The 25,353-nt window shown below is 64.6% G+C and carries 24 protein-coding genes and 1 tRNA gene; 11 read left to right on the top strand and 14 right to left on the bottom strand.

Annotated elements, in window-relative coordinates; all coding sequences use genetic code 11:
• Positions 1 to 180: 180 nt before the first annotated feature.
• Complete coding sequence (locus FIU94_RS12630) at positions 181 to 1,680, bottom strand: CoA-acylating methylmalonate-semialdehyde dehydrogenase (protein WP_152466130.1); 1,500 nt, start codon at positions 1,678 to 1,680, stop codon at positions 181 to 183.
• 134 nt (positions 1,681 to 1,814) lie between these two features.
• Here FIU94_RS12630 and FIU94_RS12635 point away from each other — a divergent pair, with 134 nt between their 5' ends.
• The 3 genes from FIU94_RS12635 (at position 1,815) to coaD (ending at position 3,790) form a co-directional block, all read left to right on the top strand.
• Positions 1,815 to 2,690: a LysR family transcriptional regulator gene (locus tag FIU94_RS12635; RefSeq protein ID WP_152467044.1), complete on the top strand. Its 876-nt coding sequence runs from the start codon at positions 1,815 to 1,817 to the stop codon at positions 2,688 to 2,690.
• A gap of 60 nt (positions 2,691 to 2,750) precedes the next feature.
• Complete coding sequence (locus FIU94_RS12640; RefSeq protein ID WP_152466131.1) at positions 2,751 to 3,185, top strand: CBS domain-containing protein; 435 nt, start codon at positions 2,751 to 2,753, stop codon at positions 3,183 to 3,185.
• Between the two features lie 113 nt (positions 3,186 to 3,298).
• Complete coding sequence (gene coaD, locus FIU94_RS12645; RefSeq protein ID WP_152466132.1) at positions 3,299 to 3,790, top strand: pantetheine-phosphate adenylyltransferase; 492 nt, start codon at positions 3,299 to 3,301, stop codon at positions 3,788 to 3,790.
• Between the two features lie 2 nt (positions 3,791 to 3,792).
• Here coaD and gap read toward each other — a convergent pair whose 3' ends face one another.
• The 9 genes from gap to fabI form a co-directional block, all read right to left on the bottom strand.
• Positions 3,793 to 4,797: a type I glyceraldehyde-3-phosphate dehydrogenase gene (gap, locus tag FIU94_RS12650; protein WP_152466133.1), complete on the bottom strand. Its 1,005-nt coding sequence runs from the start codon at positions 4,795 to 4,797 to the stop codon at positions 3,793 to 3,795.
• A 114-nt stretch (positions 4,798 to 4,911) separates the two neighbouring features.
• Positions 4,912 to 5,412 carry an aggregation factor core gene (locus FIU94_RS12655; protein ID WP_152466134.1) on the bottom strand — a complete coding sequence of 167 codons (501 nt, stop codon included), beginning with the start codon at positions 5,410 to 5,412 and terminating at the stop codon, positions 4,912 to 4,914.
• A gap of 55 nt (positions 5,413 to 5,467) precedes the next feature.
• Entirely contained in the window at positions 5,468 to 6,511 is a 1,044-nt protein-coding gene (locus FIU94_RS12660; RefSeq protein ID WP_152466135.1) for a succinylglutamate desuccinylase/aspartoacylase family protein, read from the bottom strand.
• Positions 6,511 to 8,022, bottom strand: coding sequence for an anthranilate synthase component I (trpE, locus tag FIU94_RS12665; RefSeq protein ID WP_152466136.1), 1,512 nt, complete (start codon positions 8,020 to 8,022; stop codon positions 6,511 to 6,513). The genes FIU94_RS12660 and trpE overlap by 1 nt, the downstream gene beginning before the upstream one ends.
• A 12-nt stretch (positions 8,023 to 8,034) precedes the next feature.
• Positions 8,035 to 9,876: a peptidyl-prolyl cis-trans isomerase gene (locus FIU94_RS12670; protein ID WP_152466137.1), complete on the bottom strand. Its 1,842-nt coding sequence runs from the start codon at positions 9,874 to 9,876 to the stop codon at positions 8,035 to 8,037.
• An 85-nt stretch (positions 9,877 to 9,961) separates the two neighbouring features.
• A complete protein-coding gene (locus FIU94_RS12675) occupies positions 9,962 to 11,140 on the bottom strand; it encodes an aminotransferase (RefSeq protein ID WP_152466138.1) in 1,179 nt (392 codons plus the stop codon).
• A gap of 84 nt (positions 11,141 to 11,224) precedes the next feature.
• Positions 11,225 to 11,743: a xanthine phosphoribosyltransferase gene (gpt, locus tag FIU94_RS12680; RefSeq protein ID WP_071972110.1), complete on the bottom strand. Its 519-nt coding sequence runs from the start codon at positions 11,741 to 11,743 to the stop codon at positions 11,225 to 11,227.
• A gap of 4 nt (positions 11,744 to 11,747) precedes the next feature.
• Positions 11,748 to 12,353 carry a LysE family translocator gene (locus FIU94_RS12685; RefSeq protein ID WP_152466139.1) on the bottom strand — a complete coding sequence of 202 codons (606 nt, stop codon included), beginning with the start codon at positions 12,351 to 12,353 and terminating at the stop codon, positions 11,748 to 11,750.
• Between the two features lie 9 nt (positions 12,354 to 12,362).
• Positions 12,363 to 13,169, bottom strand: coding sequence for an enoyl-ACP reductase FabI (fabI, locus tag FIU94_RS12690; RefSeq protein ID WP_152466140.1), 807 nt, complete (start codon positions 13,167 to 13,169; stop codon positions 12,363 to 12,365).
• 210 nt (positions 13,170 to 13,379) lie between these two features.
• Here fabI and pdxH point away from each other — a divergent pair, with 210 nt between their 5' ends.
• From pdxH to FIU94_RS12710, 4 genes are all read left to right on the top strand, one after another.
• Complete coding sequence (gene pdxH / locus FIU94_RS12695; protein WP_152466141.1) at positions 13,380 to 13,985, top strand: pyridoxamine 5'-phosphate oxidase; 606 nt, start codon at positions 13,380 to 13,382, stop codon at positions 13,983 to 13,985.
• Between the two features lie 116 nt (positions 13,986 to 14,101).
• A complete protein-coding gene (locus FIU94_RS12700; protein ID WP_152467045.1) occupies positions 14,102 to 14,641 on the top strand; it encodes a cold-shock protein in 540 nt (179 codons plus the stop codon).
• Complete coding sequence (locus FIU94_RS12705; RefSeq protein WP_152466142.1) at positions 14,599 to 15,102, top strand: DUF192 domain-containing protein; 504 nt, start codon at positions 14,599 to 14,601, stop codon at positions 15,100 to 15,102. The genes FIU94_RS12700 and FIU94_RS12705 overlap by 43 nt, the downstream gene beginning before the upstream one ends.
• 423 nt (positions 15,103 to 15,525) lie before the next feature.
• Positions 15,526 to 15,602 (top strand) — tRNA-Pro (locus tag FIU94_RS12710).
• A gap of 179 nt (positions 15,603 to 15,781) precedes the next feature.
• Here FIU94_RS12710 and FIU94_RS12715 read toward each other — a convergent pair.
• Positions 15,782 to 16,252: an N-acetyltransferase gene (locus FIU94_RS12715; RefSeq protein WP_152466143.1), complete on the bottom strand. Its 471-nt coding sequence runs from the start codon at positions 16,250 to 16,252 to the stop codon at positions 15,782 to 15,784.
• Positions 16,253 to 17,080: 828 nt separating this feature from the next.
• On the opposite strand from FIU94_RS12715, the gene FIU94_RS12720 reads away from it, so the two are divergent.
• Positions 17,081 to 20,731: a vitamin B12-dependent ribonucleotide reductase gene (locus FIU94_RS12720; protein ID WP_152466144.1), complete on the top strand. Its 3,651-nt coding sequence runs from the start codon at positions 17,081 to 17,083 to the stop codon at positions 20,729 to 20,731.
• A 13-nt stretch (positions 20,732 to 20,744) separates the two neighbouring features.
• Positions 20,745 to 21,026 (top strand): hypothetical protein, encoded by a 282-nt coding sequence (locus tag FIU94_RS12725; protein ID WP_152466145.1) that lies wholly within the window; start codon positions 20,745 to 20,747, stop codon positions 21,024 to 21,026.
• Positions 21,027 to 21,826: 800 nt separating this feature from the next.
• Here the strand turns inward: FIU94_RS12725 and FIU94_RS12730 are convergent.
• Positions 21,827 to 22,324 carry an RNA polymerase sigma factor gene (locus FIU94_RS12730; RefSeq protein WP_152466146.1) on the bottom strand — a complete coding sequence of 166 codons (498 nt, stop codon included), beginning with the start codon at positions 22,322 to 22,324 and terminating at the stop codon, positions 21,827 to 21,829.
• The gene (locus tag FIU94_RS12735) at positions 22,321 to 22,578 is read right to left on the bottom strand and encodes a hypothetical protein (protein ID WP_152466147.1); all 258 of its coding nucleotides are present in this window, start codon (positions 22,576 to 22,578) and stop codon (positions 22,321 to 22,323) included. Before FIU94_RS12735 ends, FIU94_RS12730 begins: the two co-directional genes overlap by 4 nt.
• Here FIU94_RS12735 and FIU94_RS12740 point away from each other — a divergent pair.
• Both FIU94_RS12740 and FIU94_RS12745 read left to right on the top strand, forming a co-directional pair.
• Complete coding sequence (locus tag FIU94_RS12740) at positions 22,566 to 22,823, top strand: hypothetical protein (protein WP_254702535.1); 258 nt, start codon at positions 22,566 to 22,568, stop codon at positions 22,821 to 22,823. The genes FIU94_RS12735 and FIU94_RS12740 overlap by 13 nt on opposite strands.
• Positions 22,824 to 23,342: 519 nt before the next feature.
• Complete coding sequence (locus FIU94_RS12745) at positions 23,343 to 23,942, top strand: outer membrane protein (protein WP_152466148.1); 600 nt, start codon at positions 23,343 to 23,345, stop codon at positions 23,940 to 23,942.
• Positions 23,943 to 24,023: 81 nt separating this feature from the next.
• Here the strand turns inward: FIU94_RS12745 and FIU94_RS12750 are convergent, their stop codons facing one another.
• Positions 24,024 to 25,202, bottom strand: a complete 1,179-nt coding sequence (locus FIU94_RS12750; RefSeq protein ID WP_152466149.1) for a pyridoxal phosphate-dependent aminotransferase — start codon at positions 25,200 to 25,202, stop codon at positions 24,024 to 24,026.
• Between the last annotated feature and the right edge of the window lie 151 nt (positions 25,203 to 25,353).

The following is a 25,353-nucleotide window of genomic DNA, read 5'->3' on the forward strand; positions in this document are numbered from 1 at the left end:
GCATCTCCCTGCCGCGCGGGGATGGACCGGCGGTGCGTCACAACCTAGCGCGGGACCGGACGCGCATCCAGTCGGATGCGCTGCGCCGACGGGACGCGGCGCCCGACCCCCGCAGGTATGCCGGGCCAGGAAAAGCAGGGCCGGGCGCGACCGGCAAAGCCTGCGCCCGGCCCGAACCGGTCATTCCATCGGGCGGAAGTTGAATTCGCCACCTTCCTTGATCCCGCTCGGCCAGCGCGCGGTCACGGTCTTGGTCCGGGTGTAGAACTTGAACGCGTCCGGCCCGTGCTGGTTCAGGTCGCCAAAGACGGATTTCTTCCAGCCGCCGAAGGTGTGGTAGGCCAGCGGCACCGGGATCGGCACGTTGACGCCCACCATGCCGATGTTGATCCGGTTGGCGAAATCGCGGGCCGCGTCGCCGTCACGGGTAAAGATCGCGGTGCCGTTGCCGTATTCGTGGTCCATCGCGAGGCTCAGCGCCTCTTCATAGTCCTTTGCCCGGACGCAGGTCAGCACGGGGCCAAAGATTTCCTGGGTGTAGATGTCCATATCCTTGGTTGCGCGGTCAAAGAGGTGCGGGCCGACGAAATAGCCATCCTCGTAGCCCTGCAGTTTGAAATCGCGTCCGTCGACAACCAGTTCCGCGCCCTGGTCGATGCCGGTCTGCACCAGCCGTTCGATGTTGGCCTTGGCAGCGGCGGTGACAACGGGGCCATAGTCCACGTCCTTGCCGGCGGTGTAGGGGCCGACTTTCAGCTTTTCGATGCGCGGCACCAGCTTTTCGATCAGCCGGTCGGCGGTTTCCTCGCCCACGGGCACGGCGACCGAGATCGCCATGCAGCGTTCGCCCGCCGCGCCGTAGCCTGCGCCCACCAGCGCATCGGCGGCCTGATCCATGTCCGCGTCGGGCATGATGATCATGTGGTTCTTGGCCCCGCCAAAGCACTGCACCCGCTTGCCGTTGGCGCAGCCCGTGGCATAGATGTATTCCGCGATCGGGGTCGATCCGACAAAGCCGACGGACTGGATCACGTCATGGTGCAGGATCGCGTCCACTGCTTCCTTGTCGCCGTTGACGACCTGCAGGATGCCCTTGGGCAGGCCCGCTTCTTCCATCAGTTCGGCCAGCATCAGCGGCACGGAGGGGTCGCGTTCGGAAGGTTTCAGGATAAAGGCGTTGCCGCAGGCGATGGCGGGCGCGAACATCCACATCGGGATCATGGCGGGGAAGTTGAAGGGCGTGATGCCCGCCGTCACACCCAGCGCCTGACGCATGGAGTACATGTCGATGCCGGGGCCCGCGCTGTCGGTGTATTCACCTTTCAGCAGTTGCGGCGCGCCGATGCAGTATTCGACCACCTCCAGCCCGCGCTGCACGTCGCCGGCAGCATCGGGCAGGGTCTTGCCATGCTCGCGGGACAGTGCCTCGGCCAGCTTGTCCATGTCGCGGTTCAGCAGATCGACGAATTTCATCAGCACCCGCGCACGGCGCTGCGGATTGGTGGCGGCCCATGCGGGCTGGGCGGCGCTGGCGTATTCGACGGCCTTGTTCATCTCGTCCCCGTTGGCCAGCGGGACCTTGGCCTGAACCTCGCCGGTGGCCGGGTTCATCACGTCGGCAAAACGGCCGGAGGTGCCTTTGACGTGGGCACCGTTGAGGTAGTGGGTCAATTCTTGCATATCGGGTCTCCCTTGGGTTTGCGGCAGATTAGTCTTGCAAAAAGGCATGAGAAAGAGGCAAGTTCTCAAAATGGCTTTGCATTTTTGCAATATGAGCGGGGCCGGGGTCTGACGCTTTGGAAAACTGGGACGACATGCGCCTGTTCCTCGCGGTGGCGCGCGAAAGCAGCCTGTCCGGCGCGGGCAAGGTGCTGCGGCTGGATCCCGCCACGCTGGGCCGCCGCGTCGCGCGGTTGGAAAAGGCGCTGGAGGTGGTGCTGTTCGTGAAATCTCCTCAGGGTTACGCGCTGACAGAGGCGGGCGCGCAGCTGATGGAACGGGCGGCGGCGGTGGAACAGGCGGTGCGGATGGCCTCTGCCGGGGTGGCGGGGCCAAGCGACCGGATGACCGGCCAGATCCGCATCGGCGCGCCGGACGGGGCCGCGAATTTCCTGCTGCCGCAGGTCTGCGCGGCGCTGGGGCGCGATCATCCCGAACTCGACATCCAGATCGTGGCCCTGCCGCGGGTGTTCAACCTGTCCCGGCGCGAGGCCGACATGGCGATCGGCGTTTCGGCCCCCACGGCGGGGCGGCTGATCGTGCAGAAGGTCAGCGATTACCACCTGCATCTGGCGGCCTCGGCGGATTATCTGGCCGCCCACGGCAGGCCGCAATCGGTCGCGGACCTGAAGGATCTGCGCATCGTGGGCTATATCCCCGACATGATCTTTGACCGCGAGCTTGACTATCTGGCGGATCTTGGGCTGTCCCGCGTGGCGCTGGCCTCGAATTCGGTGTCCGTTCAGCTTCAGATGGTCGCGCGGGGCGGGGGAATCGGCGTGGTGCATGACTTCGTGCTGCCCTTCGCACCCGAAGTCGAGCGGATACTGACCGACGCGGTGAGCCTGAAGCGGTCGTTCTACCTGATCCGACATGCAGACGACAAGTCCAACCGCAGGTTGAGCCGCTTTGCCGATCTGTTTGGCGCGGCGATCCGCGCGGAACTGAGCCGTCTGGAGGCAAAAGCTTGACAGGTCAGCACATTACGGCAACGCTTGACCCAAGGATATGCATCTACAAGGAGGATGGTCATGCTGGTGTCGCAAATTCTCAAGTCGAAGTCGGACGATGCGGTGGTGACGTCGGCGCCGACGATGCGGATATCGGAGGCCGCCCGGATGCTGTCGGACAAGCGGATCGGCACGCTGGTCATCTCGAAGGACGGCAAGACACCGGACGGCATCCTGTCCGAGCGCGACATCGTGCGCGAACTGGGCCGCCAGGGGGCGGGCTGTCTCGACATGACGGTGGACAAGCTGATGACCACCAAGCTCGTGACCTGCAGCCGGGACGACAGGGCCGACGAGATCCTGCAGAAGATGACCGATGGCCGCTTTCGCCACATGCCGGTGATCGAGGACGGCGCGCTGGTCGGGCTGATCTCGCTCGGTGACGTGGTCAAGGCGCGGCTGACCGAACTGGCGATGGAAAAGAATGCCCTGGAAGGCATGATCATGGGCCATTAGGGCCGCGAGCCCGGGCTGCGGATTACCCTGCGACGCGGGGCGCATTAGTGCTTGCGCCCGTGATGCGCACATGATTGCTTGCCCGCGACAAAAGACCAGACACAGGACAGCCCATGCGCATCGGCCTTTATCCCGGCACCTTCGACCCCATCACCCTGGGGCATATCGACATCATCCGCCGGGCCTCAAGGCTGGTGGACAAGCTGGTGATCGGCGTCGCCATCAACCGCGACAAGGGGCCGCTGTTCGACCTGGACGAACGGGTTGCGATGATCGAGGATGAATGCGCCCGGCTGACCCGCGAAACCGGGGTCGAGGTGGTGGTCCATCCTTTCGAGAACCTGCTGATCAACTGCGCCCGCGACGTCGGCGCGCAGATCATCGTGCGCGGCCTGCGCGCGGTTGCGGATTTCGAATACGAATACCAGATGGTCGGCATGAACCGGCAGCTGGACGACAGCATCGAAACGGTCTTCCTCATGGCCGAGGCGCAGCATCAGGCCATCGCCAGCAAGCTGGTCAAGGAAATCGCCCGCCTGGAAGGGGACGTGAGCAAGTTCGTCACCCCCCGCGTCAACGCCAAGCTGCTGGAGCGGTTCGGCTGAGCCTACATGCGGCTGGCGATCACGCCCGCCGTGTCGAGCATCCGGTTGGAAAACGCCCATTCGTTGTCGTACCACGCCAGCACCCGCAGCAGGGTGCCGTCCTGCACGCGCGTCTGATCGGTGGCAAAGACCGCCGAATGCGGGTTGCCGCGAAAATCGCTTGAAACCAGCTTGCGGTCGGTCACGCCGACCACCCCCTTCAGCGGCCCCTCTGCCGCCGCGGCGCGAAAGGCGTCGTTCACGTCCTCGGCGGTGGCGGGCCGGTCCAGCGTCACCACCAGATCGCAACAGGACACGTCGGGTGTGGGCACCCGGATCGCATGGCTGGTGATGTGTCCGGCAAGCTCCGGCAACACCAGATCCAGCGTGCGCGAGGCGCTGGTGGAGGTCGGCACCATCGACAGCGCCCCGGCGCGCGCGCGGTAGAGGTCTTCATGCGCGGCATCCGTCAGGCTCTGGGAATTGGTGTAGCAATGCACGGTGGTCATCATGCCGCGCTGGATGCCGAAGGCGCGGTGCAGGACATCCACCACCGGCACCAGACAATTGGTGGTGCAGGACCCGTTGGACACGACCCGGTCCGCCGTCGTCAAGCTGTCGTGGTTGATGCCGTAGACCACCGTCTTGGCCTCACCCTTGGCCGGGCCCGAGATCAGGACACGCCCCGCGCCGTTGCGCAGATGCGCCTCGGCGTGGACGGGGTCGGTCATGTGCCCGGTGCATTCCAGCGCGATGTCCACATCCTGCCAGTTCAGCCGTTCCGGCCGGGGTTCGGCAGTCACCCGGATCGGGCCGCGGCCCACGTCCATCGTGCCGTCCCCCAGTGTCACGGTGCCGGGATAGGTGCCATGCACGGAATCGAATTCGAACAGATGCGCGGCTGTTTCCAGCGGCGCGAGATCGTTGATCGCCACCACCTCTATGTCGCCGGGCGCACGCGCCATCAACGCCCGCAGCACCGAGCGGCCGATGCGTCCGAACCCGTTGATCCCCAGCCTGATGGTCATTGCGGCACCTTTTGATCAAATTGCGACGGCCAATTGATCGCGCCGCGCCGGGGCCGAGTCAACCGGGCTGGCGACAGAATCAAGTACCGATACAATTCCGTGCCCGGACAGGACCTAGCTGGTGCAGGGGGCGATCGGGATCACCGCGACCGCCTGATCCGAAAACGGCATGTCCAGCGTCGTCTCACCCATCACCAGTGTGACCATCGCGCCCTCGATCTCGCTGCCTGCGATGGTCTCGGGGCGGCCTGTACCGCTGTCGTCCACATCCAGCGAAAAGCTGACCGCGCCGCCGGAGGGCAGTCCGGCCAGGTTCAGCGTCAGCACCGTGTCTCCGTCAGACAGGTCCGGCAGGCCCAGCAGCGCGCCACGGCCCTCGATCACCTCGAACGGCTGGTGGACGTCCACGCCCGCGCCGCCCGGTGTCGTGTCGAACAGCAGACCGGCGGGGGCGGCGCCGATGTCCAGCGTCAGCGTCGCCTCGGCCAGCGGACAGGTGCCGTCGTTGGTCAGCACAAAGCGGTCCTCGGGCGCGCCTTCGATGAAGCGCAGGCTGAGGTCGGCCTGGGCGCTGCCAGCCCAAAGCAGCAGAAGGCAGGTTGCGGTACGGATCATCCGGCGGCTCCTTTTCGGTCAGCGCGACAGGTAGCGCGCGCAGGGGCCATAGCAATCAGATGATTTCGTCTTCGTCGAACAGCGGGTCGCTTTCCAGCTGGGTGGCCAGATTGTCCACCGTGGCCTCCGCCGCGCGGGGGCTCAGCTGAGCAAGGTGGAACACCGCGTCGCCCTCGTTCACCACGGGCAAAATCGCGCGGCCGATCAGGATGCCTGCCTCGGGCGCGATCAGATCCGTCTCCACCGCGCCGAAAGGGTCGGAGACGGTGGCCAGCACATCGCCTTCTTCCACGGTTTCGCCTTCGGCGCGGAAGGTCCGCAAGAGCCCGCCCGCCGGGGCCCGAAGCCAATGGGACGAGGTGCACAGATAGGGGGCGACCCGTGCATTTGCGATGCCCTTGGCGGGCAGCATGTCATGGCCGCGCAGCACCCGCAGGATGCCCGCGACACCGGCGCGCACCGCCATCTCGTCAAACCGCAGCCCTTCGCCCGCCTCGTAGAGCAGGATCGGCACGCCATGTTTGCCCGCCACCGCCCGCAGGGACCCGTCGCGCAGCCCCGAGGTCAGCACCACGGGTGCGCCGAAATCCAGCGCCATCTTCTGAGTGACCTTGTCCGAGGGCGACACCCGCACCTGCGGCAGGTTGGTGCGGTGGATTGCGGCGGAATGCAGGTCGATCCCGAAGTCGCAACGCAGGACCACCTCCTGCAGGAAGATATGCGCCAGCCGCGCGCCCAGCGACCCCGAGGGATGACCCGGAAAACAGCGGTTCAGGTCGCGCCGGTCGGGCAGGTAGCGCGAGCGGCTGAGAAACCCGAAGGAGTTGACCACCGGGATCACCAGCAGCGTGCCCCGCAGGGATCTGAGCTGCGGCGCGCGCAGCAGGCGGCGCACGATCTCGACGCCGATCACCTCGTCGCCGTGCACGGCGGCGCTGACGAACATGGTGGGGCCGGGGCGCTTGCCGTGGTGGACTTCGACCGACAGGTGAACAGGCGTGTGATCGGGCAGGATGGAGACCGGAAGGTCGACGTTCAGGCTGGTGCCGGGGGCGACGGACTGCCCGGCGATCTCGAACGGCGCGCGTCTGGCGCTCATCAGCGGTTGCCCTGACCGCCGAACCGCGCGGCATCCGCCGCGGCCCGCCGGATGGCGTTGGATTTGTGCATCGTCTCCATGTATTCGGCCTCGGGGTCGCTGTCGTAGACCACGCCGCCGCCCGCCTGGATGTAGAGCGTTTCATCCTTGATCACGGCGGTGCGCAGGGCGATGCACATGTCCATGTCGCCGCCCGCGCTGAAATAGCCCACGCCGCCGCCATAGACGCCGCGCTTCTCGGGTTCGAGTTCGTCGATGATCTCCATCGCGCGGACCTTGGGGGCGCCCGAGACGGTGCCTGCGGGCATCCCGGCAAAGAAGGCATCCAGCGCATCGCAGTCCTCGCGCAGTTCGCCCACGACGTTGGAGACGATATGCATCACGTGGCTGTAGCGTTCGACGATGAATTCCTCGGTCGGGCGGACAGTGCCGATCTTTGCCACCCGGCCCACATCGTTGCGTCCCAGGTCCAGCAGCATCAGATGCTCTGCCAGTTCCTTTTCGTCCAGCAACAGATCGGCCTCCAGCGCGCGGTCTTCCTCGGGCGTGGCGCCGCGGGGGCGGGTGCCCGCGACAGGGCGGATGGTGATCTGCCGGTCGAACACCCGCACGAGGATTTCCGGGCTGGCGCCCACGACATGGAAGCCGCCGAAGTTGAAGTAGAACATGAACGGCGACGGGTTCGTGCGCCGCAGGCTGCGGTACAGGGTAAAGGGCTCTTGCGTGAACCCCTGTGCCCACCGCTGGCTCGGCACCACCTGAAAGATGTCGCCCGCCGCGATATAGTCGCGCGCCTTTTCCACCGCGGCCTTGTAGCCGTCGCGGGTGAAGTTGCTGACCGGGTCCGGGACCTCGTCCGCGTCACCCAGATCGCGCGAGGTGGCGGGCATGGCGCGTTCCATGTCGCGCACGGCGTCCATTACCCGCTCGGCGGCCTGCGCATAGGCGGCGCGGGCCGACTGGCCCTCGGACACCCAGGCCGGGGACACCACGGTGACTTCGCCCTTGACCCCGTCGAGCACGGCAATGACCGACGGGCGGACCATGACCGCATCGGGCAGGCCCAGCGGGTCCGGGTTCACGTCCGGCAGATGTTCGACCAGGCGGATCATGTCGTAGCCCAGATAGCCGAACAGCCCTGCCGCGGCCTGCGGCAGGTCCTCGGGCAGGTCGATCCGGCTTTCCGCGATGATGTCGCGCAGAACGTCGAGCGGATTGCCCGGCATGTCCTCAAAGGCGTCGGCATCGTAGCGGGCGGCGCGGTTCACCGCCGAGGTGTCGCCCCGGCAGCGCCAGATCAGGTCGGGCTTCATCCCGATGATCGAATAGCGCCCGCGCACTTCGCCGCCGGTGACGGATTCCAGCACAAAGGCGTTTTCAGCCGCTCCGGTCAGCTTGAGCATCAGCGACACGGGCGTGTCGAGATCGGCGGCAAGGCGGGTATAGACGATCTGGTTCTCGCCCGCGCCGTACTGCGCGGCGAAATCCTCGAATGCCGGTGTCAGTGTCATATGCGCCGCCGATCAGGGAAAGTTGACATGGACGGCCTGAAGCGCCCGCTGATCGACCTGCGGTCCGGCGCGGCGCACCACATCGTCGGCGAAGACGGCGTAAAGGTCCTGCGACAGGTTCTGATCCAGCTGTTCGGAGAGCTGACCGCGCAGGGCCGCGGTTTCGTCGTCCGCCTCGGGGTCCGCGATGTCATCAAGGCGGACGATGAACACCTGACCGTCACCGGGCAGCACGCTCACATCGCCCGGTGTCATGTCGAACACCGTTTCCATGAAGTTTTCCGGCGTTCCTTCGATAAAGGCGCGGCGGGTCTGGTTCTGTGCGACCGTGGCGTCCAGCCCCGCTTCTTCGAACGACGCATCGTCGCCCAGTGACTGCGCCAGATCGTTGGCCTGTGCGCTCAACTCCTCAACCGTTTGCTGTGCCTCCCAAGCGGCGCGCACGTCGTCGCGGGCCTGCTCGAAAGGTTCGGGGCGCTCTTCCAGCTGCTCGTCCAGCCGCAGGGCAAAGACGCCGCCGTCTTCCAGCTGTTCGATCCGGGGGAAGTCCGACGCCGTGACATCGGCCGCCGCGTCGCGAAAGCCTGTGTAGGCGGCGATGCCCTCGCTGCTTTCGGGGGTCCAGTCGATGGTCCCGAGGGTCAGCTTGGTCTCTTCGGCCATCTGTTCGAGCGACGCGCCCCCCGCGAGCCGGTCGTCAAGTTCCTGGGCACGGGCCTCGACCGCGCGGGCGGCACGGCTTGCGGCCAGTTCGGCTTCCAGCGCGGGGCGCGCATCGTCAAAGCTGGTGTTCTGCGCCGGCAGCACGCCGTTCACCCGGAACAGGGCGGGCCCCAGAGAGCTGGGCAGGGGGCCGACCACATCGCCCACCTCGGCACCAAAGACCGCTTCGCCTGCGGCGTCCAGTTCCAGCCGGGACAAATCGCCCATGTCGATATCGGCCAGGTCAAGCCCGCGTTCCTGCACCAGCGCGTTGAAGGTGGTGCCATCGACCTCAAGCGCGGCGGCGGCGCGGTCGGCGGCGTCCTGATCGGCAAAGACCAGGCGTTCGACCAGACGCCGCTCGGGCTGCTGGAATTCCGCGGCGCGATCGTCATAGGCGCGGCGCAGTTCGTCTTCGGGCACTTCGACCTCGTCCAGCATGTCTTCGGGCGACAGCCAGACATATGTGATCTTCTTGGTCAGGGGCAGCATGAAGGCGTCCTGATTCTCAGCGTAGTACGCCTGCAACTGCGCCTCGGTCGGCTCTGCCACCGGTTCGGCCAGATCGTCGCTGTCCAGCACGCTCCAGGTAAAGCTGCGTTCCTGCGCGATGAAGGTCATCAGCGTCTCGGCATAGGTGTCGGGCATGACGACACCGCTGGTGACTGCCCGCTGCAACAGGGTGCGCGCCGCCTCCTCGCGCAGGGAGGTTTCGAAGTCCGCCTCGGACAGGCCGCCCTGCTGCAGGGCAAAGCGATAGGCCTCGCGGTCGAAGGTGCCATCGACGCCCTGGAAGGCGGGAATGTCCAGAATGTCCTCGCGCAGGGCTTCGTCGCCGATGGACAGGCCCAGCTGGGATGTCTCGTGATCCAGCGCGCGGTTGCGCACGAGGCGCTGAAGCACCGCACGGTCCAGCCCGATCTCCTGCGCGCGGGCAAAGGGCAGGCTTTCCCCGGTCTGCTGTTCGATGGCGCGGATCTCGTTCTGCAGCTGGCGGGCGTAGGCATCCACCGGGATCGACTTGTCCCCGACCGTGCCGATGGACCGCAGGTTGCCGGACAGGTTGACCGCCCCGAAGCCGCCCAGCCCGAGGATCAGAAGACCCATCAGAATCCACATTGCGGTTTTAGAAATGCTCGACCCTTTGGCCATGTGTCATCACCCTTTTTCGCTTTCGCAACTGTCTATGCGTCCCGCCCGCGCGGGGCAAGCAGCTATACGGTTTCGGGCATACCGATCAGCCCTGTGGCAGGTCCGCCAGCCGGTCAAAGAGACGACCGATGCCTGTCGCGTCGAGATTGGCAAAGGCGAGGCGCAGCTGCCGCTCTCCGGTGGCATCGCCCTCGGGGCAGAACATGGTGCCGGGCAGGCAGAGAATGCCCGCGCTGCGCACCAGCTCCGGCGCCAGGGTCGCGGCGCTTTGGTCAAAGGGATGGCGCATGTAGGCGAAGTACCCCCCGAGGCCCAGCAGCTTCCAGCCAAGCGGCTCCAGCCGGGGCATGTTGGCGGAAATCGCGGCGCGGCGGGCCAGGATCTCGTCCCGCTCTCCGGCCAGCCACTGGCCGAGGTTGCGCATCCCCCAGAGCGCCGCGTGCTGGCCCAGCTGCGCGGGGCAGATCGCCACGGTGTCGAGGAACTTCTCCGCCTCCGCCAGGCGTCTGTCGGAGGTGATCATCGCGCCCACGCGGTGGCCGGTCAGACGGTACGCCTTGGAAAAGGAATAGAGGTGGATCAGCGTATCGGCCCAGTCCGGGTCCTGAAACAGGGCATGGGGCGGGCCGCTGCGGCTGTCGAAATCGCGGTAGGTCTCGTCCAGGATCAGCGCGATGCCGTGCCGCCGGGCAAGGTCGAAGAAGGCCTGCACCAGATCGGCGGGGTATTCGACGCCGCCGGGATTGTTCGGCGTGACCAGTGCGATGGCGCGGGTGCGCGGGGTGATCAGCGCCGCCGCCCGGTCGGGATCGGGCAGCAGGTCCGCTTCCGTAACCAGCGGGATCGCGGCGACGCCCGACATGTCGAGCCACATTTTATGATTGAAATACCAAGGCGTTGGCAGGATGACTTCATCCCCTTCGGCACAGAGCGTGGCGATGGCGGCGGCAAAGGCCTGATTGCAGCCCGACGTGATGCAGACCTGCGCGGGATTGACCGCGCCGCCGTAATGCCGCGCGGTATTGGCGGCCAGTTCCGCGCGCAGATCCGGCAGGCCCAGCACGGGGCCGTAGAGATGCGCCTCGTCGTTTTGCAGGGCGACATCGGCCATCGCCTGTCGCAGCGCCTGCGGCGGCGGGTCCACGGGGGCGGCCTGGCTGACGTTGATCAGCGGACGGTCGGGGGCAAAGCGCACCCCGTCAAGCCAGCGCCGGGCCTCCATCACGGGCGGGGCAAAGGTGGTCGCGGTGCGGGGCAGCGGCATCGGCATGTCCTTTTGCACCGGCGGACGTGGGGGGTGCCCCTCACGTTCCCCGGCGGTCTTTACGGTCAGGGGATGGGCAAGGGGTCAGTCCCGGCCCCGGTAGGGTTCGACATATTGCAGCGCCATGTCCCAGGGAAAGAAGATCCAGGTGTCCTGGCTGACCTCGGTGATGAAGGTATCGACCTGCGGGCGGCCCTTGGGCTTGGCGTAGACGGTGGCGAAATGCGCCTTGGGGTACATCCTGCGCACGACTTCCAGTGTCTTGCCGCTGTCCACCAGGTCGTCGATGATCAGGATGCCGGTGCCGTCGCCCATCAGCGCGGCATCGGGGGATTTCAGCACCTGCGCGTCCGACTGGTCCTGATGGTCGTAGGATTTGACCGAGATCGTGTCGACCGTCCGGATGTCCAGCTCGCGCGCCGCGATCATCGCGGGGGCCATGCCGCCACGGGTGATCGCAACCACCGCGCGCCAGCCGCCATTGTCGGGGCCCATGCCGTCCAGCCGCCAGGCCAGCGCACGGCTGTCGCGGTGGATCTGGTCCCACGAGATGTGAAAGCCTTTTTCATGGGGCAGGCGGTTGGCGTCGCGTTTGTCGGACATGGCGTTACCTTTCGATCAGCAGCCGGACGCCGAAGGCCCCCAGCAGCAGGGCGGCGATGCGGTCGAAGACCGGTTTCAGACGCAGATAGCCCTGCCGCGCAACCGGGGTGCTGAGCAAGGTGGCAAAAAGACTGTAGAACAGGATTTCCAGCGTCACATGGTTGAACACGACAAAGGCGATTTCGCCCGTGGTCATGCCCTTGGGAAAGACCACGAGGATCAGGGCGGCGGCAAAGAGCATTGATTTGGGGTTGCCAAGGTTCACCAGCGCACCGGCCAGAAGGTGGCGGCCGGCCGGTCGGGGCAGTGCATCGCCGGGGGGCGTGCGGGCATGGCGCCAGGTCTGCACCGCGATCCAGATCAGATAGAGCGCGCCTGCCACCTTCAGCGTGACATAGGCCCAGGGGGCAAGTGCCAGCAGCCTGTCGAGCCCCAGAAAGGCCGAGGCGGTCCAGCAGCCCGCCGCCAGTGCCAGCCCCAGACCGCTGAGCAGCCCCGCGACGCGGCCCGCGCTGACAGTCGTCCTGATGACAAAGATCATGGCGGCACCGGGGCTCGCCAGGGCGGCCAGCAGCAGCAGGTTGAACGCGGCGAGGCTTTCCAGGCTCATCGGCTCAGGTCATTCCTTGGCCATGTCGGGCGCGTCCACCGCCTTCATGCCCACCACGTGATAGCCCGCGTCCACATGCAGGTTCTCGCCCGTGGTGCCTGAGCCTAGGTCGCTGAGCAGGAACAGCGCCGCGCGGCCCACGTCGCCGATGGTCACGTTGCGGCGCAGGGGCGAGTTGTATTCGTTCCATTTCATGATGTAGCGGAAATCGCCGATGCCGGAGGCCGCCAGCGTCTTGATCGGACCCGCCGAGATCGCGTTGACGCGGATGCCGTCCTTGCCCAGATCCTCGGCCAGGTATTGCACCGATGCCTCGAGCGCGGCCTTGGCCACGCCCATGACGTTATAATGCGGCATGACCTTTTCCGCGCCATAATAGGTGAGCGTGAGGGCGCTGGCCCCCGGGCCCATCATCTTTTCGGCGCGCTGCATGATGGCGGTGAAGGAATAGACCGAAATGTCCATCGACATGGCAAAGTTTGCGCGGCTGGTATCCACATAGCGACCGCGAAGTTCGCTTTTGTCCGAAAAACCAATGGCATGCACGACGAAGTCAATGTTTTCCCAGTGGTCTTTCAACCCGTCGAACAGCGCGTCGATGCTGGCTTCGTCGCTCACGTCGCAGGGCAGGACGATGTCGCTGCCCAGTTGCGCGGCCAGGGGGCCGACCCGCTTCTTCAGCGCCTCGCCCTGATAGGAAAAGGCAAGTTCCGCGCCGGCATCGGCCAGGGTCTGGGCAATGCCCCATGCGATGGACTTGTCGTTCGCGAGGCCCATGATCAAGCCACGCTTGCCCTGCATCAAAGTGTTTTCCATGGGCGCCGACCCTTTGCCTGTTGCTTTGACGACAACCTCTAGGACATTGCGGCGGTCCCATCAAGATGCCAGCCATTCGGATCCCGGCGGCAAACCACCGGTATGGCTGTACAAAAATCCGTCAAACGCCTTGTTGCATTATGTCGATTGATATACCGCTTGTGCGTTGGGCACGTTTTGCGGCGTGCATTCAGGAATTTGGAACGCCAGATGGAAGAACGCACCGGTATCTTTGCGGGACCGGACCCGTTTGAAATCGCCCGTCGCTGGCTTGCGGAGGCCGAAGACACCGAGCCGAACGATCCGAACGCCGTCGCATTGGCCACCGTGGATGAGACGGGGCTGCCCAATGTGCGCATGGTACTGCTGAAAGAGATCGAGGCGCACGCCTTTGTCTTTTACACCAATTACGAGAGCGCCAAGGCGATCGAGCTGGAGGGGGCGGGCAAGGCCGCCTTTGTGCTGCACTCCAAGACCCTTCGTCGGCAGATCCGGGTGCGCGGCACCATCACGCGGGAGGACGGCCCCCAGGCCGACGCCTATTACAAGAGCCGCTCGTTGGGCAGCAGGCTGGGGGCATGGGCGTCCAGGCAGTCCCGCCCGCTCAAGAGCCGTGCGGCCCTCGTGGCGGAGGTGGCCCGCGTGACCGCCCAGAAGGGCACCAACCCCGACCGGCCGCCCTTCTGGGGCGGCTACCGGATCACCCCGTCCGAGATCGAGTTCTGGGCGGACGGGGAATTCCGGCTTCACAACCGTTTCAGATGGCGACGGGCAGACCCGGCGGAAAGCTGGGAAATCGTCCGTCTCAACCCTTGAGTACCCACACCTTGTTTCATGTGATACGTTAGCCAGATTATCAGCCCGCCCGGGGCGAAAGCGACCGACAGAGGACAGACGTGCAGGACCATCGCGACACTCCCCCCGAACAGGGCATCGAAACGCCCGAAGGGACGCCGGTTTCCGGTGTTGTGAAATGGTTCGATCCGGCCAAGGGGTTCGGCTTTGTCGTGGCCGATACCGGCGGGCCGGACATCCTGTTGCATGTCAACGTGCTGCGCAACTTCGGGCAAAGCTCGGTGGCCGACGGGGCGCGGGTAGAGGTGCTGGCCCACCGCACCGAACGCGGCGTGCAGGCGACGCAGGTGCGGGCAATTCACCCACCCGAGAACGCCCAGTCCGCGGCGCTGCCAGACATCATCAGGCGCGACCGGGAGGAGGTCGCGGCGGCGCCGCTGTTGCCGGCGCGGGTCAAGTGGTTCGACAAATCCAAGGGGTTCGGCTTTGCCAATGTGTTCGGCAAGCCGGAGGATGTGTTCCTGCATATCGAGGTGTTGCGGCAGTCGGGTCTGTCCGATCTGCAACCCGGCGAGGCGCTGGCGATGCGGGTGATTGATGGTACACGCGGCAAGATGGCCGCAGAGGTGCAGGCATGGGAAACAGTATTGACGCCCCGCGACGAAGACCGGGACTGATCGCCGCCACGCTGGCGGCGCTGGCGCTGAGTGCGGTCGGGGCATGGGCCGAAAGCGCCTGCCGCGAGGACACCGTGATGCTGCGGGGCGACTGGGGCAGCGTGCGTTTCAACGTGGAAATCGCGGACGAGCCGCAGGAACAGGCGCGGGGCCTCATGGGGCGCGAAGCGATGCCGGTCTCTTCGGGCATGCTGTTCGTGTATCCCGCGCCACGGCGCGCCAGCTTCTGGATGCGCAACACGCTGATCCCGCTCGACATGCTGTTCGTGGACGCCAGCGGTACCGTGACGCACATTCACCACGAGGCCGTGCCGCTGGACGAAACCTCCATCTTCGGCGGCGACAACGTCCTTGCCGTGCTTGAGATCAACGGCGGGCTGGCACGCCGGCTGGGCATCACCGAAGGGACCCGGCTGCGCCATCCGGCGTTTTCGCCCGATGAAGCGGCCTGGCCTTGCTAGGTCGTATTGACTTTCATTTTCGCCCACCCGTTTCAGTCCAAAATTGCTCAATTCCAGGCAAGAGCGCGCAGGAATAGCCAGCTATTTCAAGCTCTCTTTGCGCGCCCCGCCTTGAAATTGAAGCGCCAATACCCTGCGCGCTACGCGCTCTCGGGACATTGGCGACGTGATTTATTTTTAAAGTAAAGGCGGGACGCTGTAACGCGGAAATGGGCAATTTTGGCGAAACCCCTTCGGGGCGCGGCGGATTTTGCCTCTGTCCTCCCGGATGTTCGCTTCCAATGATCACATTGCTGCGCTCACATCAGGGCGCCAGCGGCAAAATCCGTCTCGCGCGGGTGGGCGACAATGAATGTCAACACGACCTAGGGCGCGCAATCTAGCTCTTTTCTTTCACGGACACAGCGACTAAAGAGGCCCGGTCGGAGCGTGGCGCAGCCTGGTAGCGCACCTGTTTTGGGTACAGGGGGTCGGAGGTTCGAATCCTCTCGCTCCGACCACTTCACCACTTGTCGATCGTTAGGGCATTTGTTCTTTCGGGGCACGAAATGCCCTTTGGGTGCCGCTGCCCCCTGGCTCGGTTTGCCCGCCGCTAGAGGGCAAACTCTTTATCTGCACCTGCCGCGCGGGTGCGCCGCTTCATGAAAATCTGAAGGTCAACTTCGAGCCCGTAGCGCGCCTACAAGTCGACAGCTTCTCGCTGCATGAAGCAGTGGATCCCGGAACGACTGATCTCTTTGAAGCCATACCGCCGGTAGAGCGAGCCTACCGGGTTCCAGTGCAAGTACTCCAACCTAACAGGTAACTGCAGGCTGTCGGCCACTGCGAGACAGTGCGCGAGAATAGTCGAACCAGCTCCCTGGCCTTGATGCTCTGGGAACAAATAGAACTCTCCGAGACGCACGTGATCCGACTGCCGCTGAAGCGATAGCGTTCCAAGCCTCTGCTCCGAGCGCCTTATCTCGAAAAATGGCTTCTCGCTGTAATGACGCTCATGCAGGTCCCGTTGGAATGCTTCATCCCAAGGCCAGCGTTTGATTATGTGCGGTCCCATGGCCGCTCGTTTAGCTTCGAAAGCAAAGGCAATATCGCCGGGATGGGTGCCAAGCCGAGGGAATTTCATATCAGGAGGAAGGTCGGGCAATTTCATGCCACGAACCTTCTCAGGTCATGGCTGTGTCTGCAATGTCCGCATAGCTGCCCCCTCGGGCTGCGGCACCCCGGACAGGATTCGTGTTGAGTACGGGCGAACGGGACAAACCCTGTGCCGCTCTGCAACCACATCTGAATCGCCTCCATCCGCAGGCTGCACGCGCAGCGGGCGGAATCGCCCCGGTCGCGGTGTCGCGTGATCCCTACATCTGGTGTCCAGATCTGAATGCCCGCCCAGATGCGGTGCGAAATTGCCACTGATTCTGCGTCGTGGATCAGATCAACGTGACAGTTCTGCAAAACCGCCCGAATTTTTTGCACCCGGTCTGCGGGGCCTCGATTGCAGGTGACTTTCACACAGGCAGCCTGTGGATAAGTTCAGCCAAAGGGTGAGCGTACAGGCCTAAACCCACCCAACCATTTGCAGTTTGACGGCCTGGGCGGGCTCTCCCTCGAAACAGGGGGGCTGGGGATATTAACCTTGTGAATCGCGGCTCGCCTGCGGACCCAAACAAACTGGATTTGGTCAACGAAAATCTTTGGCGAAATTTCAAAAAAGTCCGTTGACCCCAGACCCCTCAATACGTCAGGTTGTGCAGGCCGACGATGACGCCACAAGATGTAGTGGTAAACGCTTCAAAGGCGCATCAGGGCAGATGACAGGCACCAAGACGGATTAACGGTCGATGCTGCAAGACTGCCGGGGGCGGATACCTCCCGGCGCTTGGTCAATCTGCGCCCTGATCGACGGCACACGGGGTGGGGACGGTCTGCAATGACGGGCGGTTTTCCGAATTTTGTAAACGCTGGAATGAGGCAGTAAGAAATGAAGATTGAACGTCAGTTTACGACCGCAGGCAAAGATGCATACGCGGGGCTGGATTTCATCACCACGGTATCCGAGATCCGCAATCCCGACGGCTCCACCGTGTTCAAGCTCGACAATGTCGAGGTGCCCTCCAGCTGGAGCCAGGTCGCAAGCGACGTCATCGCGCAGAAATATTTCCGCAAGGCCGGCGTTCCCTCTGAACTGAAAAAGGTCAAGGAAAAGGGCGTGCCCGAGTTCCTGTGGCGCTCGGTCCCCGCCGAAGGGGCCGAAATGGGCGGCGAGACCTCGTCCAAGCAGGTGTTTGACCGCCTTGCCGGGGCCTGGGCCTATTGGGGCTGGAAGGGTGGCTATTTCACCACCGAGGAAGACGCCCGCGCCTATTTTGACGAGATGCGCCACATGCTGGCCAGCCAGCGCGCCGCGCCGAACTCGCCCCAGTGGTTCAACACCGGCCTGCACTGGGCCTATGGCATCGACGGTCCCGCGCAGGGCCACTACTATGTCGATTACAAGACCGGCAAACTGACCCGGTCCAAGTCTTCCTACGAACACCCGCAGCCGCACGCCTGCTTCATCCAGTCCGTTCAGGACGACCTGGTGGGCGATGGCGGCATCATGGACCTGTGGGTCCGCGAGGCGCGGCTTTTCAAATACGGCTCGGGAACGGGCACCAACTTCTCCTCGCTGCGTGCGGCGGGTGAGAAACTGTCGGGCGGTGGCAAGTCGTCCGGCTTGATGGGCTTTCTCAAGATCGGCGACCGTGCAGCCGGCGCCATCAAGTCGGGCGGCACCACGCGCCGCGCGGCCAAGATGGTGATCGTCGATGCCGACCATCCCGACATCGAGGAATTCATCAACTGGAAGGTGCTCGAAGAGCAGAAGGTCGCGTCCATCGTCGCCGGCTCCAAGATGCACGAAGAGAAGCTGAACCTTCTGTTCAAGGCGATCAAGGAATGGGACGGGGCAGTGGCGGATGCCTATGACCCGGCCAAGAACGACGCGCTGAAACAGGCGATCCGCGAAGCCAAGAAGGTCGCGATCCCCGAGACCTACGTGAAGCGCGTGCTGGACTATGCCAAGCAGGGCCACACCAGCATCGAATTCCCGACCTATGACACCGACTGGGACTCCGAGGCCTACAACTCCGTTTCCGGCCAGAACTCCAACAACTCGATCCGCGTGACCAACGCCTTCCTGACCGCTGTCGAAAAGGACGCGGACTGGGAACTGACCGACCGCACGACCGGCAAGGTGGCCAAGACCATCCGCGCCCGCGACCTCTGGGCGCAGGTCGGCCATGCCGCCTGGGCCTGTGCCGATCCGGGCATCCAGTACCACGACACCGTCAACGACTGGCACACATGCCCCGAAGACGGCGCGATCCGCGGCTCGAACCCCTGCTCGGAATACATGTTCCTGGACGATACCGCCTGCAACCTGGCGTCGATGAACCTGCTCACCTTCCTTGAGGACGGCGTGTTCAACGTCGAGGACTACATGCACGCCGCGCGTCTTTGGACCGTGACGCTGGAAATCTCGGTGATGATGGCGCAGTTCCCGTCCAAGGAGATCGCGCAGCGGTCCTATGACTTCCGCACCCTGGGTCTGGGCTATGCGAACATCGGCGGTCTGCTGATGAACATGGGCTATTCCTACGACAGCGACGAGGGCCGCAGCCTCTGCGGGGCGCTGACAGCGATCATGACCGGCGTGTCCTACGCCACCTCCGCGGAAATGGCGGGCGAGCTGGGGACCTTTCCCGGATACGACAAGAACAGCAGCCACATGCTGCGCGTCATCCGCAACCACCGCAACGCGGCCCACGGCAACGACACCGGCTACGAACTGCTGTCGGTCAAGCCCGTCCCGCTCGACCACGCGAATTGCCCTCAGCCCGGCCTGATCGACGTGGCGATGTCCACCTGGGACGAGGCGTTGACCCTGGGCGAGCAGCACGGCTACCGCAACGCGCAGGTCTCGGTCATTGCGCCCACCGGCACCATCGGCCTGGTGATGGACTGCGACACCACCGGCATCGAGCCCGACTTTGCCCTGGTGAAGTTCAAGAAGCTGGCCGGCGGCGGCTACTTCAAGATCATCAACCAAAGCGTTCCGGCGGCACTGGAAAAGCTCGGTTACGGCTCCGCCCAGATCGAGGAAATCGTGTCCTACGCCGTGGGCCATGGCACCATCGGCAACGCACCGGGGATCAACCACACCTCGCTGGCGGGCCACGGTTTCGGCCCCAATGAGCTGGCCAAGGTGGACGCGGCGTTGGCCTCGGCCTTCGACATCCGCTTTGTCTTCAACCAGTGGACCCTGGGCGAGGCGTTCTGCAAGAATGTGCTGGGCATCCCGGCGGACAAGCTGAACGACCCGACCTTCGACCTGCTGAAGTCCCTTGGGTTCTCCCGCAAGGACATCGAGGCGGCCAACGACCACGTCTGCGGCACGATGACCCTGGAAGGCGCGCCGCACCTCAAGCCGGAGCATTACGGCATCTTCGACTGCGCCAACCCCTGCGGCAAGAAGGGCAAGCGGTTCCTCAGCGTGAACAGCCACATCTACATGATGGCGGCGGCACAAAGCTTCATCTCGGGCGCGATTTCCAAGACGATCAACATGCCCAACGACGCCACCATCGAGGACTGCCAGCAGGCCTATGAACTGTCCTGGAGCCTCGGCATCAAGGCGAATGCGCTTTACCGCGACGGCTCCAAGCTCAGCCAGCCGCTGGCGGCGGCCCTGGTGGAGGACGACGACGAGGCGGCAGAGGTGCTGGAAAGCGGCTCCATGCAGGAAAAGGCGACCGTGCTGGCCGAAAAGATCGTCGAAAAGGTGATCGTCAAGGAAATCGTCAAGTCGCACCGCGAAAAGATGCCCCAGCGCCGCAAGGGCTATACCCAGAAGGCCAACGTGGGCGGGCACAAGGTCTACCTGCGCACCGGCGAATACGGCGACGGCAAGCTGGGCGAGATTTTCATCGACATGCACAAGGAAGGCGCGGGCTTCCGCGCGATGATGAACAACTTCGCCATCGCGGTCTCCGTCGGGCTTCAGTACGGCGTGCCACTGGAGGAATTCGTCGATGCCTTCACCTTCACCAAGTTCGAACCGGCGGGCATGGTCCAGGGCAACGACAGCATCAAGAACGCGACCTCGATTCTCGACTATATCTTCCGCGAACTGGCGGTCAGCTACCTGGACCGGACCGATCTCGCGCATGTGAAGCCCGAAGGTGCCACATTCGACGATCTGGGTCGGGGCGACGAGGAAGAAGGCGTGGCGAATGTCTCGGAGCTTTCTGAAACTGCCGCGACCAAGAGCCTCGAAGTGCTGCGCCAGATCAGCTCCACCGGCTATCTGCGCAACCGCCTGCCGCAGGAACTGGTGGTACTGCAGGGCGGCCAGCGCGAGATGGCAGCCGCCGTCGCCGCCGCCACGCCCCAGGTCGACGGCAGCGCCGCCGTCGCCATGGCCGCCAGCACCGCTGCCGCCAGCGCGCCGACCAGCCTCGATGCGCGCACCAAGGCCAAGATGCAGGGCTACGAGGGCGAGGCCTGCGGCGAATGCGGGAACTACACGCTGGTCCGCAACGGGACCTGCATGAAGTGCAATACATGTGGTGGCACCAGTGGCTGCAGCTAAGGGAAACGGAAAGATGCCAGAAGAAAAACGTGAATTCGAAAACGCCAGGATCACCATGGGCGCCAGGACGACCGAGCCGATGACGGTCACGGTGACCGTCACAACGACACCGGAAAAGCGTTCCGGATCGGGCGAGGCGGTGCTGCCCCAGGACGTTTTCGACGAGATCGAAGCGGTCGAAGGGGCAGGGTCGGTCGAAGCACCGCAAGGCACGTTCTCGATTATGGTGCGCAAGGCCTTCAAGGACACGCGCAGGGTCGAGTTCGTCACCTCCGGTCCGGTGCCCGACGCCTGAACCCGGCCTTCCCGACAGCGGCCATGCGGCGGCTGTCGGCGCAGACACGGAGCGCGTGCGCGTGCTCTGGACGACGTTCAGGCCGCAGGCAAACAAACATCGAGCGGTTAACAAATTGAGCCTGAACGGCGAAACTAAAGGGGCACTTCGGTGCTCCTTTTTTTCTGTTCAGAAGGATGCGGGCTGACTCCGGCCTTTTCAAAGAAAAGGCCTCTGTCAGGGGAGATCGCGTTTGAAGGGCAAACGCAATCGGAACGGCGAAACTAGAGGAGAGCTTCGGCTCTCCTTTTTTCTGTTCAGAAGGATGCGGGCTGACTCCGGCCTTTTGAAGGAAAAGGCCTCTGTCAGGGGAGATCGCGTTTGAAGGGCAAACGCAATCGGAACGGCGAAACTAAAGGGGCACTTCGGTGCTCCTTTTTTCTGTTCAGAAGGATGCGGGCTGACTCCGGCCTTTTGAAGGAAAAGGCCTCTGTCAGGGGAGATTGCGTTTTCAAGGCAAACGCAATCTGAACGGCGAAACTAAAGGGGCACTTCGGCTCTCCTTTTTTCTGTTCAGAAGGATGCGGGCTGACTCCGGCCTTTTGAAGGAAAAGGCCTCTGTCAGGGGAGATTGCGTTTTCAAGGCAAACGCAATCGGAACGGCGAAACTAGAGGAGAGCTTCGGCTCTCCATTTTTCTGTTCAGGCGGCTGCGGGCTGCCTTTGTCCAACGCCTCACCGACATCCCGACATGCGCGCGCCCCCGGCTTCATTGTTCCGAAAATAACACCGGGGGTCCGGGGGCTGGCCCCCGGTCCGCGCTCACAGCAACTCCGTCACCGACCCCTCAAGCGCCATCTGCTGCCGCAGGCTCGCCCGGGCGCGCGCCAGCCGCGACATGACCGTACCCTGCGGCACCCGCAGCTTTGCCGCCAACACCTGAGGGCTTGTGTCGCCCGCCACGATCATTTCCATGCAGGCGCGCTGGTCGCGGGGCAGCCGCGCGATGGCGGCGCGCAGCTCCGCGCAGGCCAGCCGGGCCGGGCCTAGCGGCGCCGTCACCACCATGTCTTCGGTCAGTTCCTCGGTCCGGCGCGCGCCGCGCCAGCGGTACCGTGCGAGGTTGTGCAGCATGATCATCGCATAGCGGTCCGGCGCGTCGATCCGGGTGTCCTCCGCCAGCAGTTGCCACATCTTCAGCGCCACCTCCTGGGCCAGGTCCTCGGCCTCCTCGGCCGAGCGGGTCAGCCTGCGGGCACGGGCACGCAGGCGGGGCAACAGGGGGGAAAGCGCGCAGGGCGTCGCGGCTGTTTCTGTCATCGGAATGCCTCATCTCGTTTTTTCCGCAGCATGCCCGCGCCCGCGGCAACAACCAATGCGGGTGTTTCCGCCGAGCCGCCGAACCACGGCTTTTTGGGCGGCGGCTTGCCCATGCGGCGGCGCCCGATCGGCAGGGCTTCGCGCGTGGACGGACCGGCATGAACGCAAACCGCCCCTGCTGCATCTATCCCATCGAAGGCAGCAAGACCTTCGAACACAAACCGAAAAAAGGAAGTATCCCATGACCAAGACAACCAAGTTCACCTTCGCCGCCCTGACCGCGCTGTGCATGCCCGCCTACGCGATGGCAACCGGCGTGGCCGAAATGGACACGAACGGCGACGGCCTGCTCAGCGTGACGGAAGTGCAGGCGGTCTACCCTGACATCACGGCAGAGCAGTTTTCGGCGATGGATCTGAACGCCGACGGCGCGCTGGACAAGGCAGAGCTTGTGTCCGCTCAGGAAGCCGGAATGATGCCCGCCAGCGAAGAGGGCTGACGCCCACCCGAACAGGGGCATCCGGGGCGCGGCAGACCAAGGACCCCCATGCCCCGCAAGCCCGGTGCCGCGGCACCGGGCTTGCCGTTTCCGCGCAGGGCGCGTCAGGCGGGCAGATGTTTCCTGACCCGCCGCCTCAGCGCCGCATCCGGCTCACCGTCTGCCCGGTGCCGAGGCAAGGCCCAGGCCCGCCAACACCTTTGGCACATCACCTTTGACCTGCGTTCGGCTGCAACCTCATCGAGGGCAGGACCTGCCGCTGCCGGCGCGTCCGGTCCCTTTGCGCCCGGGCCAAGCGTCTGCGACCCAGGCGGCGGCAGCAATTTTATTGCGCGTTCAAAAGGTTCCCGGCATTTCTTGCCCTGCGCTGAAATTGGCCGACTGCAATCGCCCGGTTGCGCAGGTTCCGGCTCATCGCGACGGCGTGAGCAGACATCCGGCAACAAATGTCTATGTAGCGGGTTCATTCAACAGCCGCGTCTCGCGGGTGAAGAAAAGAGAAGTGCCAAGGAGCAGAACATGAAAAAGTTTACAAAGATCAGCGCAATGACACTGGCGGCAACGGCGGCCATGGGCAGCGCGGCCTACGCAGGCAACCTGGCTGAGCCGGTTGTGGAGGAACCCGTCTATGCACCGGCCCCCGCACCGGTTGCCGTGTCCGACGACTGGACCGGCTTCTACACCGGTCTGCAGCTGGGCTATGCGGATGTCGACGGCCCCGGCGTGCTGGACGGCGACAACGGAACCTACGGTTTCCACGCCGGCTACGACTATGACTTCGGCGATTACGTGATCGGCGGCGAAGTGGACTACGACAAGACCGATGTCGATCTGAACGGCGGCGCCGCGAATGTCGATTCGGTGGCACGCCTGAAGCTCAAGGGCGGCTATGACCTGGGCAACACGCTGATCTACGCGACAGCGGGTGCGGCACGCGCGGACACGTCCGTGGGTGACGAAACCGGTCCCTTTGCCGGTGTCGGTGCGACCTACAAGATCACCGACAGCTACACCGTCGGTGCCGAACTGCTGCACCACAAGTTCGATGACCTTGGCGGTGTCGCAGGCGCGGACGCGGATGCAACCACCTTCACGGTGCGCGGTTCGCTGCGCTTCTGATTGGTGAACGCCTAAAAAAAGGGCCGGGGTGGTATCACCCCGGCCTTTTTCGTGGGCGACGATCTGGTGTTCGCCTTGGCCTCAGGCCGCCTTGGCCCGATCCCGTGCGAAAGCGCAGAGCGTCTGCAGCGCCTCGGCAAAGCGGGTGTCGTCCACCGTCATTGCAACCCGCAGATGTCCGGCGGCGGCGGCGCCAAAGCTCTCGCCCGGCATCACCGCGATGTGATGCGTCTCAAGCAGCGCGTCGGCAAAGGCTTCGCCGCTCAACCCGGTGCTGCGCACATCCAGCATCAGGTACATCGCACCGTCCGATGGCACCAGCGTCACCGCATTCTGTCCGGCCAGGATATCATGCGCCAGCGCGCGGCGGCGGCGGAAGGGTTCGCCGATTTCGGCTTCGAAGGCCTCCCCCTGATCAAGCGCAAAGACGGCAGCATCCTGGATGAACCCCGGCACGCCGTAGGTGGTGTGCGTCGCGAGGTTGGTCAGGTGCTCGATCATCTCGACCGGGCCGACGATCCAGCCGCAGCGCGAGCCTGTCATGGCGTGGGATTTCGACATGGAGCCGATCACCAGCGTCCGCTCCGCCATGCCCGGCAGCGCGCGGGGGCTGATGTGTTCGCCCGCCCAGACCTGCGTGTCATAGACCTCGTCCGAGATCAGCCACAGGCCATGCGCTGTGCAGACCTGCGCGATCCCCTCCAGCGTTTCGCGGGTATAGACCACGCCGGTGGGGTTGTTGGGCGAATTGATCAGCAGGGATTTCGCCCCGTCTGCCACTGCCGCGATGTCCGCGGCGCGGGGCTGGAACCCCGCGTCGGGGCGCGCGGCCACCGCCAGCGGTTCGGCCCCGGCACCCCGGATCGTGCCGGGGTAGGTGGCATAATAGGGGTCGATGAAAAGCGCGGTATCGCCCGCGTCGCAACAGGCCACGTGGGTCGCGTAAAGCCCCGCCTGACCGCCCGGTGTTACCATCACGTTCTCGCGCGTTGTCGGCACGCCCGTCCGCCGCGTGACCCGGGCGGCGACGCGGTCGCGCAACGACGCGGTGCCCGGGACGGCGGCATAGCCGGTATGCCCCTCCATCGCCGCGCGGTGCATGTCCTGAAGGATCGGGGCCGCGGTGCGGATGTCGTGTTCGCCGATGGTCAGTTCTGTCACCGGCGTGCCCTCCGCGATCATCCGGCGCGCCTTGGAAAAAACGCCCCAGCCGTCCGATCCTCCACCCAGGATGTGGCTGATGCGATGTGATGCCTGCATGGGATGTCTCCTTTGATTGTCGCGCACCTTGTGTCCCATTGCGCGCGCCCGGACGCGTTCAATGGCGCGGGCAGGGGCGCAGAGCCGGAGGGGTTTGTCAATCAATCAGCCTTGACCTGGGACCCGCTTGGGCGTACCCCATCGCCATGAC

The organism is Sulfitobacter sp. THAF37 (genome assembly GCF_009363555.1).
Lineage (GTDB): Bacteria > Pseudomonadota > Alphaproteobacteria > Rhodobacterales > Rhodobacteraceae > Sulfitobacter.

Coding starts and splice junctions, on each gene's coding strand:
- FIU94_RS12630 (WP_152466130.1), bottom strand. CDS start 1,680: ATGCAAGAATTGACCCACTACCTCAACGGTGCCCACGTCAAAGGCACC.
- FIU94_RS12635 (WP_152467044.1), top strand. CDS start 1,815: ATGCGCCTGTTCCTCGCGGTGGCGCGCGAAAGCAGCCTGTCCGGCGCG.
- FIU94_RS12640 (WP_152466131.1), top strand. CDS start 2,751: ATGCTGGTGTCGCAAATTCTCAAGTCGAAGTCGGACGATGCGGTGGTG.
- coaD (WP_152466132.1), top strand. CDS start 3,299: ATGCGCATCGGCCTTTATCCCGGCACCTTCGACCCCATCACCCTGGGG.
- gap (WP_152466133.1), bottom strand. CDS start 4,797: ATGACCATCAGGCTGGGGATCAACGGGTTCGGACGCATCGGCCGCTCG.
- FIU94_RS12655 (WP_152466134.1), bottom strand. CDS start 5,412: ATGATCCGTACCGCAACCTGCCTTCTGCTGCTTTGGGCTGGCAGCGCC.
- FIU94_RS12660 (WP_152466135.1), bottom strand. CDS start 6,511: ATGAGCGCCAGACGCGCGCCGTTCGAGATCGCCGGGCAGTCCGTCGCC.
- trpE (WP_152466136.1), bottom strand. CDS start 8,022: ATGACACTGACACCGGCATTCGAGGATTTCGCCGCGCAGTACGGCGCG.
- FIU94_RS12670 (WP_152466137.1), bottom strand. CDS start 9,876: ATGGCCAAAGGGTCGAGCATTTCTAAAACCGCAATGTGGATTCTGATG.
- FIU94_RS12675 (WP_152466138.1), bottom strand. CDS start 11,140: ATGCCGCTGCCCCGCACCGCGACCACCTTTGCCCCGCCCGTGATGGAG.
- gpt (WP_071972110.1), bottom strand. CDS start 11,743: ATGTCCGACAAACGCGACGCCAACCGCCTGCCCCATGAAAAAGGCTTT.
- FIU94_RS12685 (WP_152466139.1), bottom strand. CDS start 12,353: ATGAGCCTGGAAAGCCTCGCCGCGTTCAACCTGCTGCTGCTGGCCGCC.
- fabI (WP_152466140.1), bottom strand. CDS start 13,169: ATGGAAAACACTTTGATGCAGGGCAAGCGTGGCTTGATCATGGGCCTC.
- pdxH (WP_152466141.1), top strand. CDS start 13,380: ATGGAAGAACGCACCGGTATCTTTGCGGGACCGGACCCGTTTGAAATC.
- FIU94_RS12705 (WP_152466142.1), top strand. CDS start 14,599: ATGGGAAACAGTATTGACGCCCCGCGACGAAGACCGGGACTGATCGCC.
- FIU94_RS12715 (WP_152466143.1), bottom strand. CDS start 16,252: ATGAAATTGCCCGACCTTCCTCCTGATATGAAATTCCCTCGGCTTGGC.
- FIU94_RS12720 (WP_152466144.1), top strand. CDS start 17,081: ATGAAGATTGAACGTCAGTTTACGACCGCAGGCAAAGATGCATACGCG.
- FIU94_RS12725 (WP_152466145.1), top strand. CDS start 20,745: ATGCCAGAAGAAAAACGTGAATTCGAAAACGCCAGGATCACCATGGGC.
- FIU94_RS12730 (WP_152466146.1), bottom strand. CDS start 22,324: ATGACAGAAACAGCCGCGACGCCCTGCGCGCTTTCCCCCCTGTTGCCC.
- FIU94_RS12740 (WP_254702535.1), top strand. CDS start 22,566: ATGACCAAGACAACCAAGTTCACCTTCGCCGCCCTGACCGCGCTGTGC.
- FIU94_RS12745 (WP_152466148.1), top strand. CDS start 23,343: ATGAAAAAGTTTACAAAGATCAGCGCAATGACACTGGCGGCAACGGCG.
- FIU94_RS12750 (WP_152466149.1), bottom strand. CDS start 25,202: ATGCAGGCATCACATCGCATCAGCCACATCCTGGGTGGAGGATCGGAC.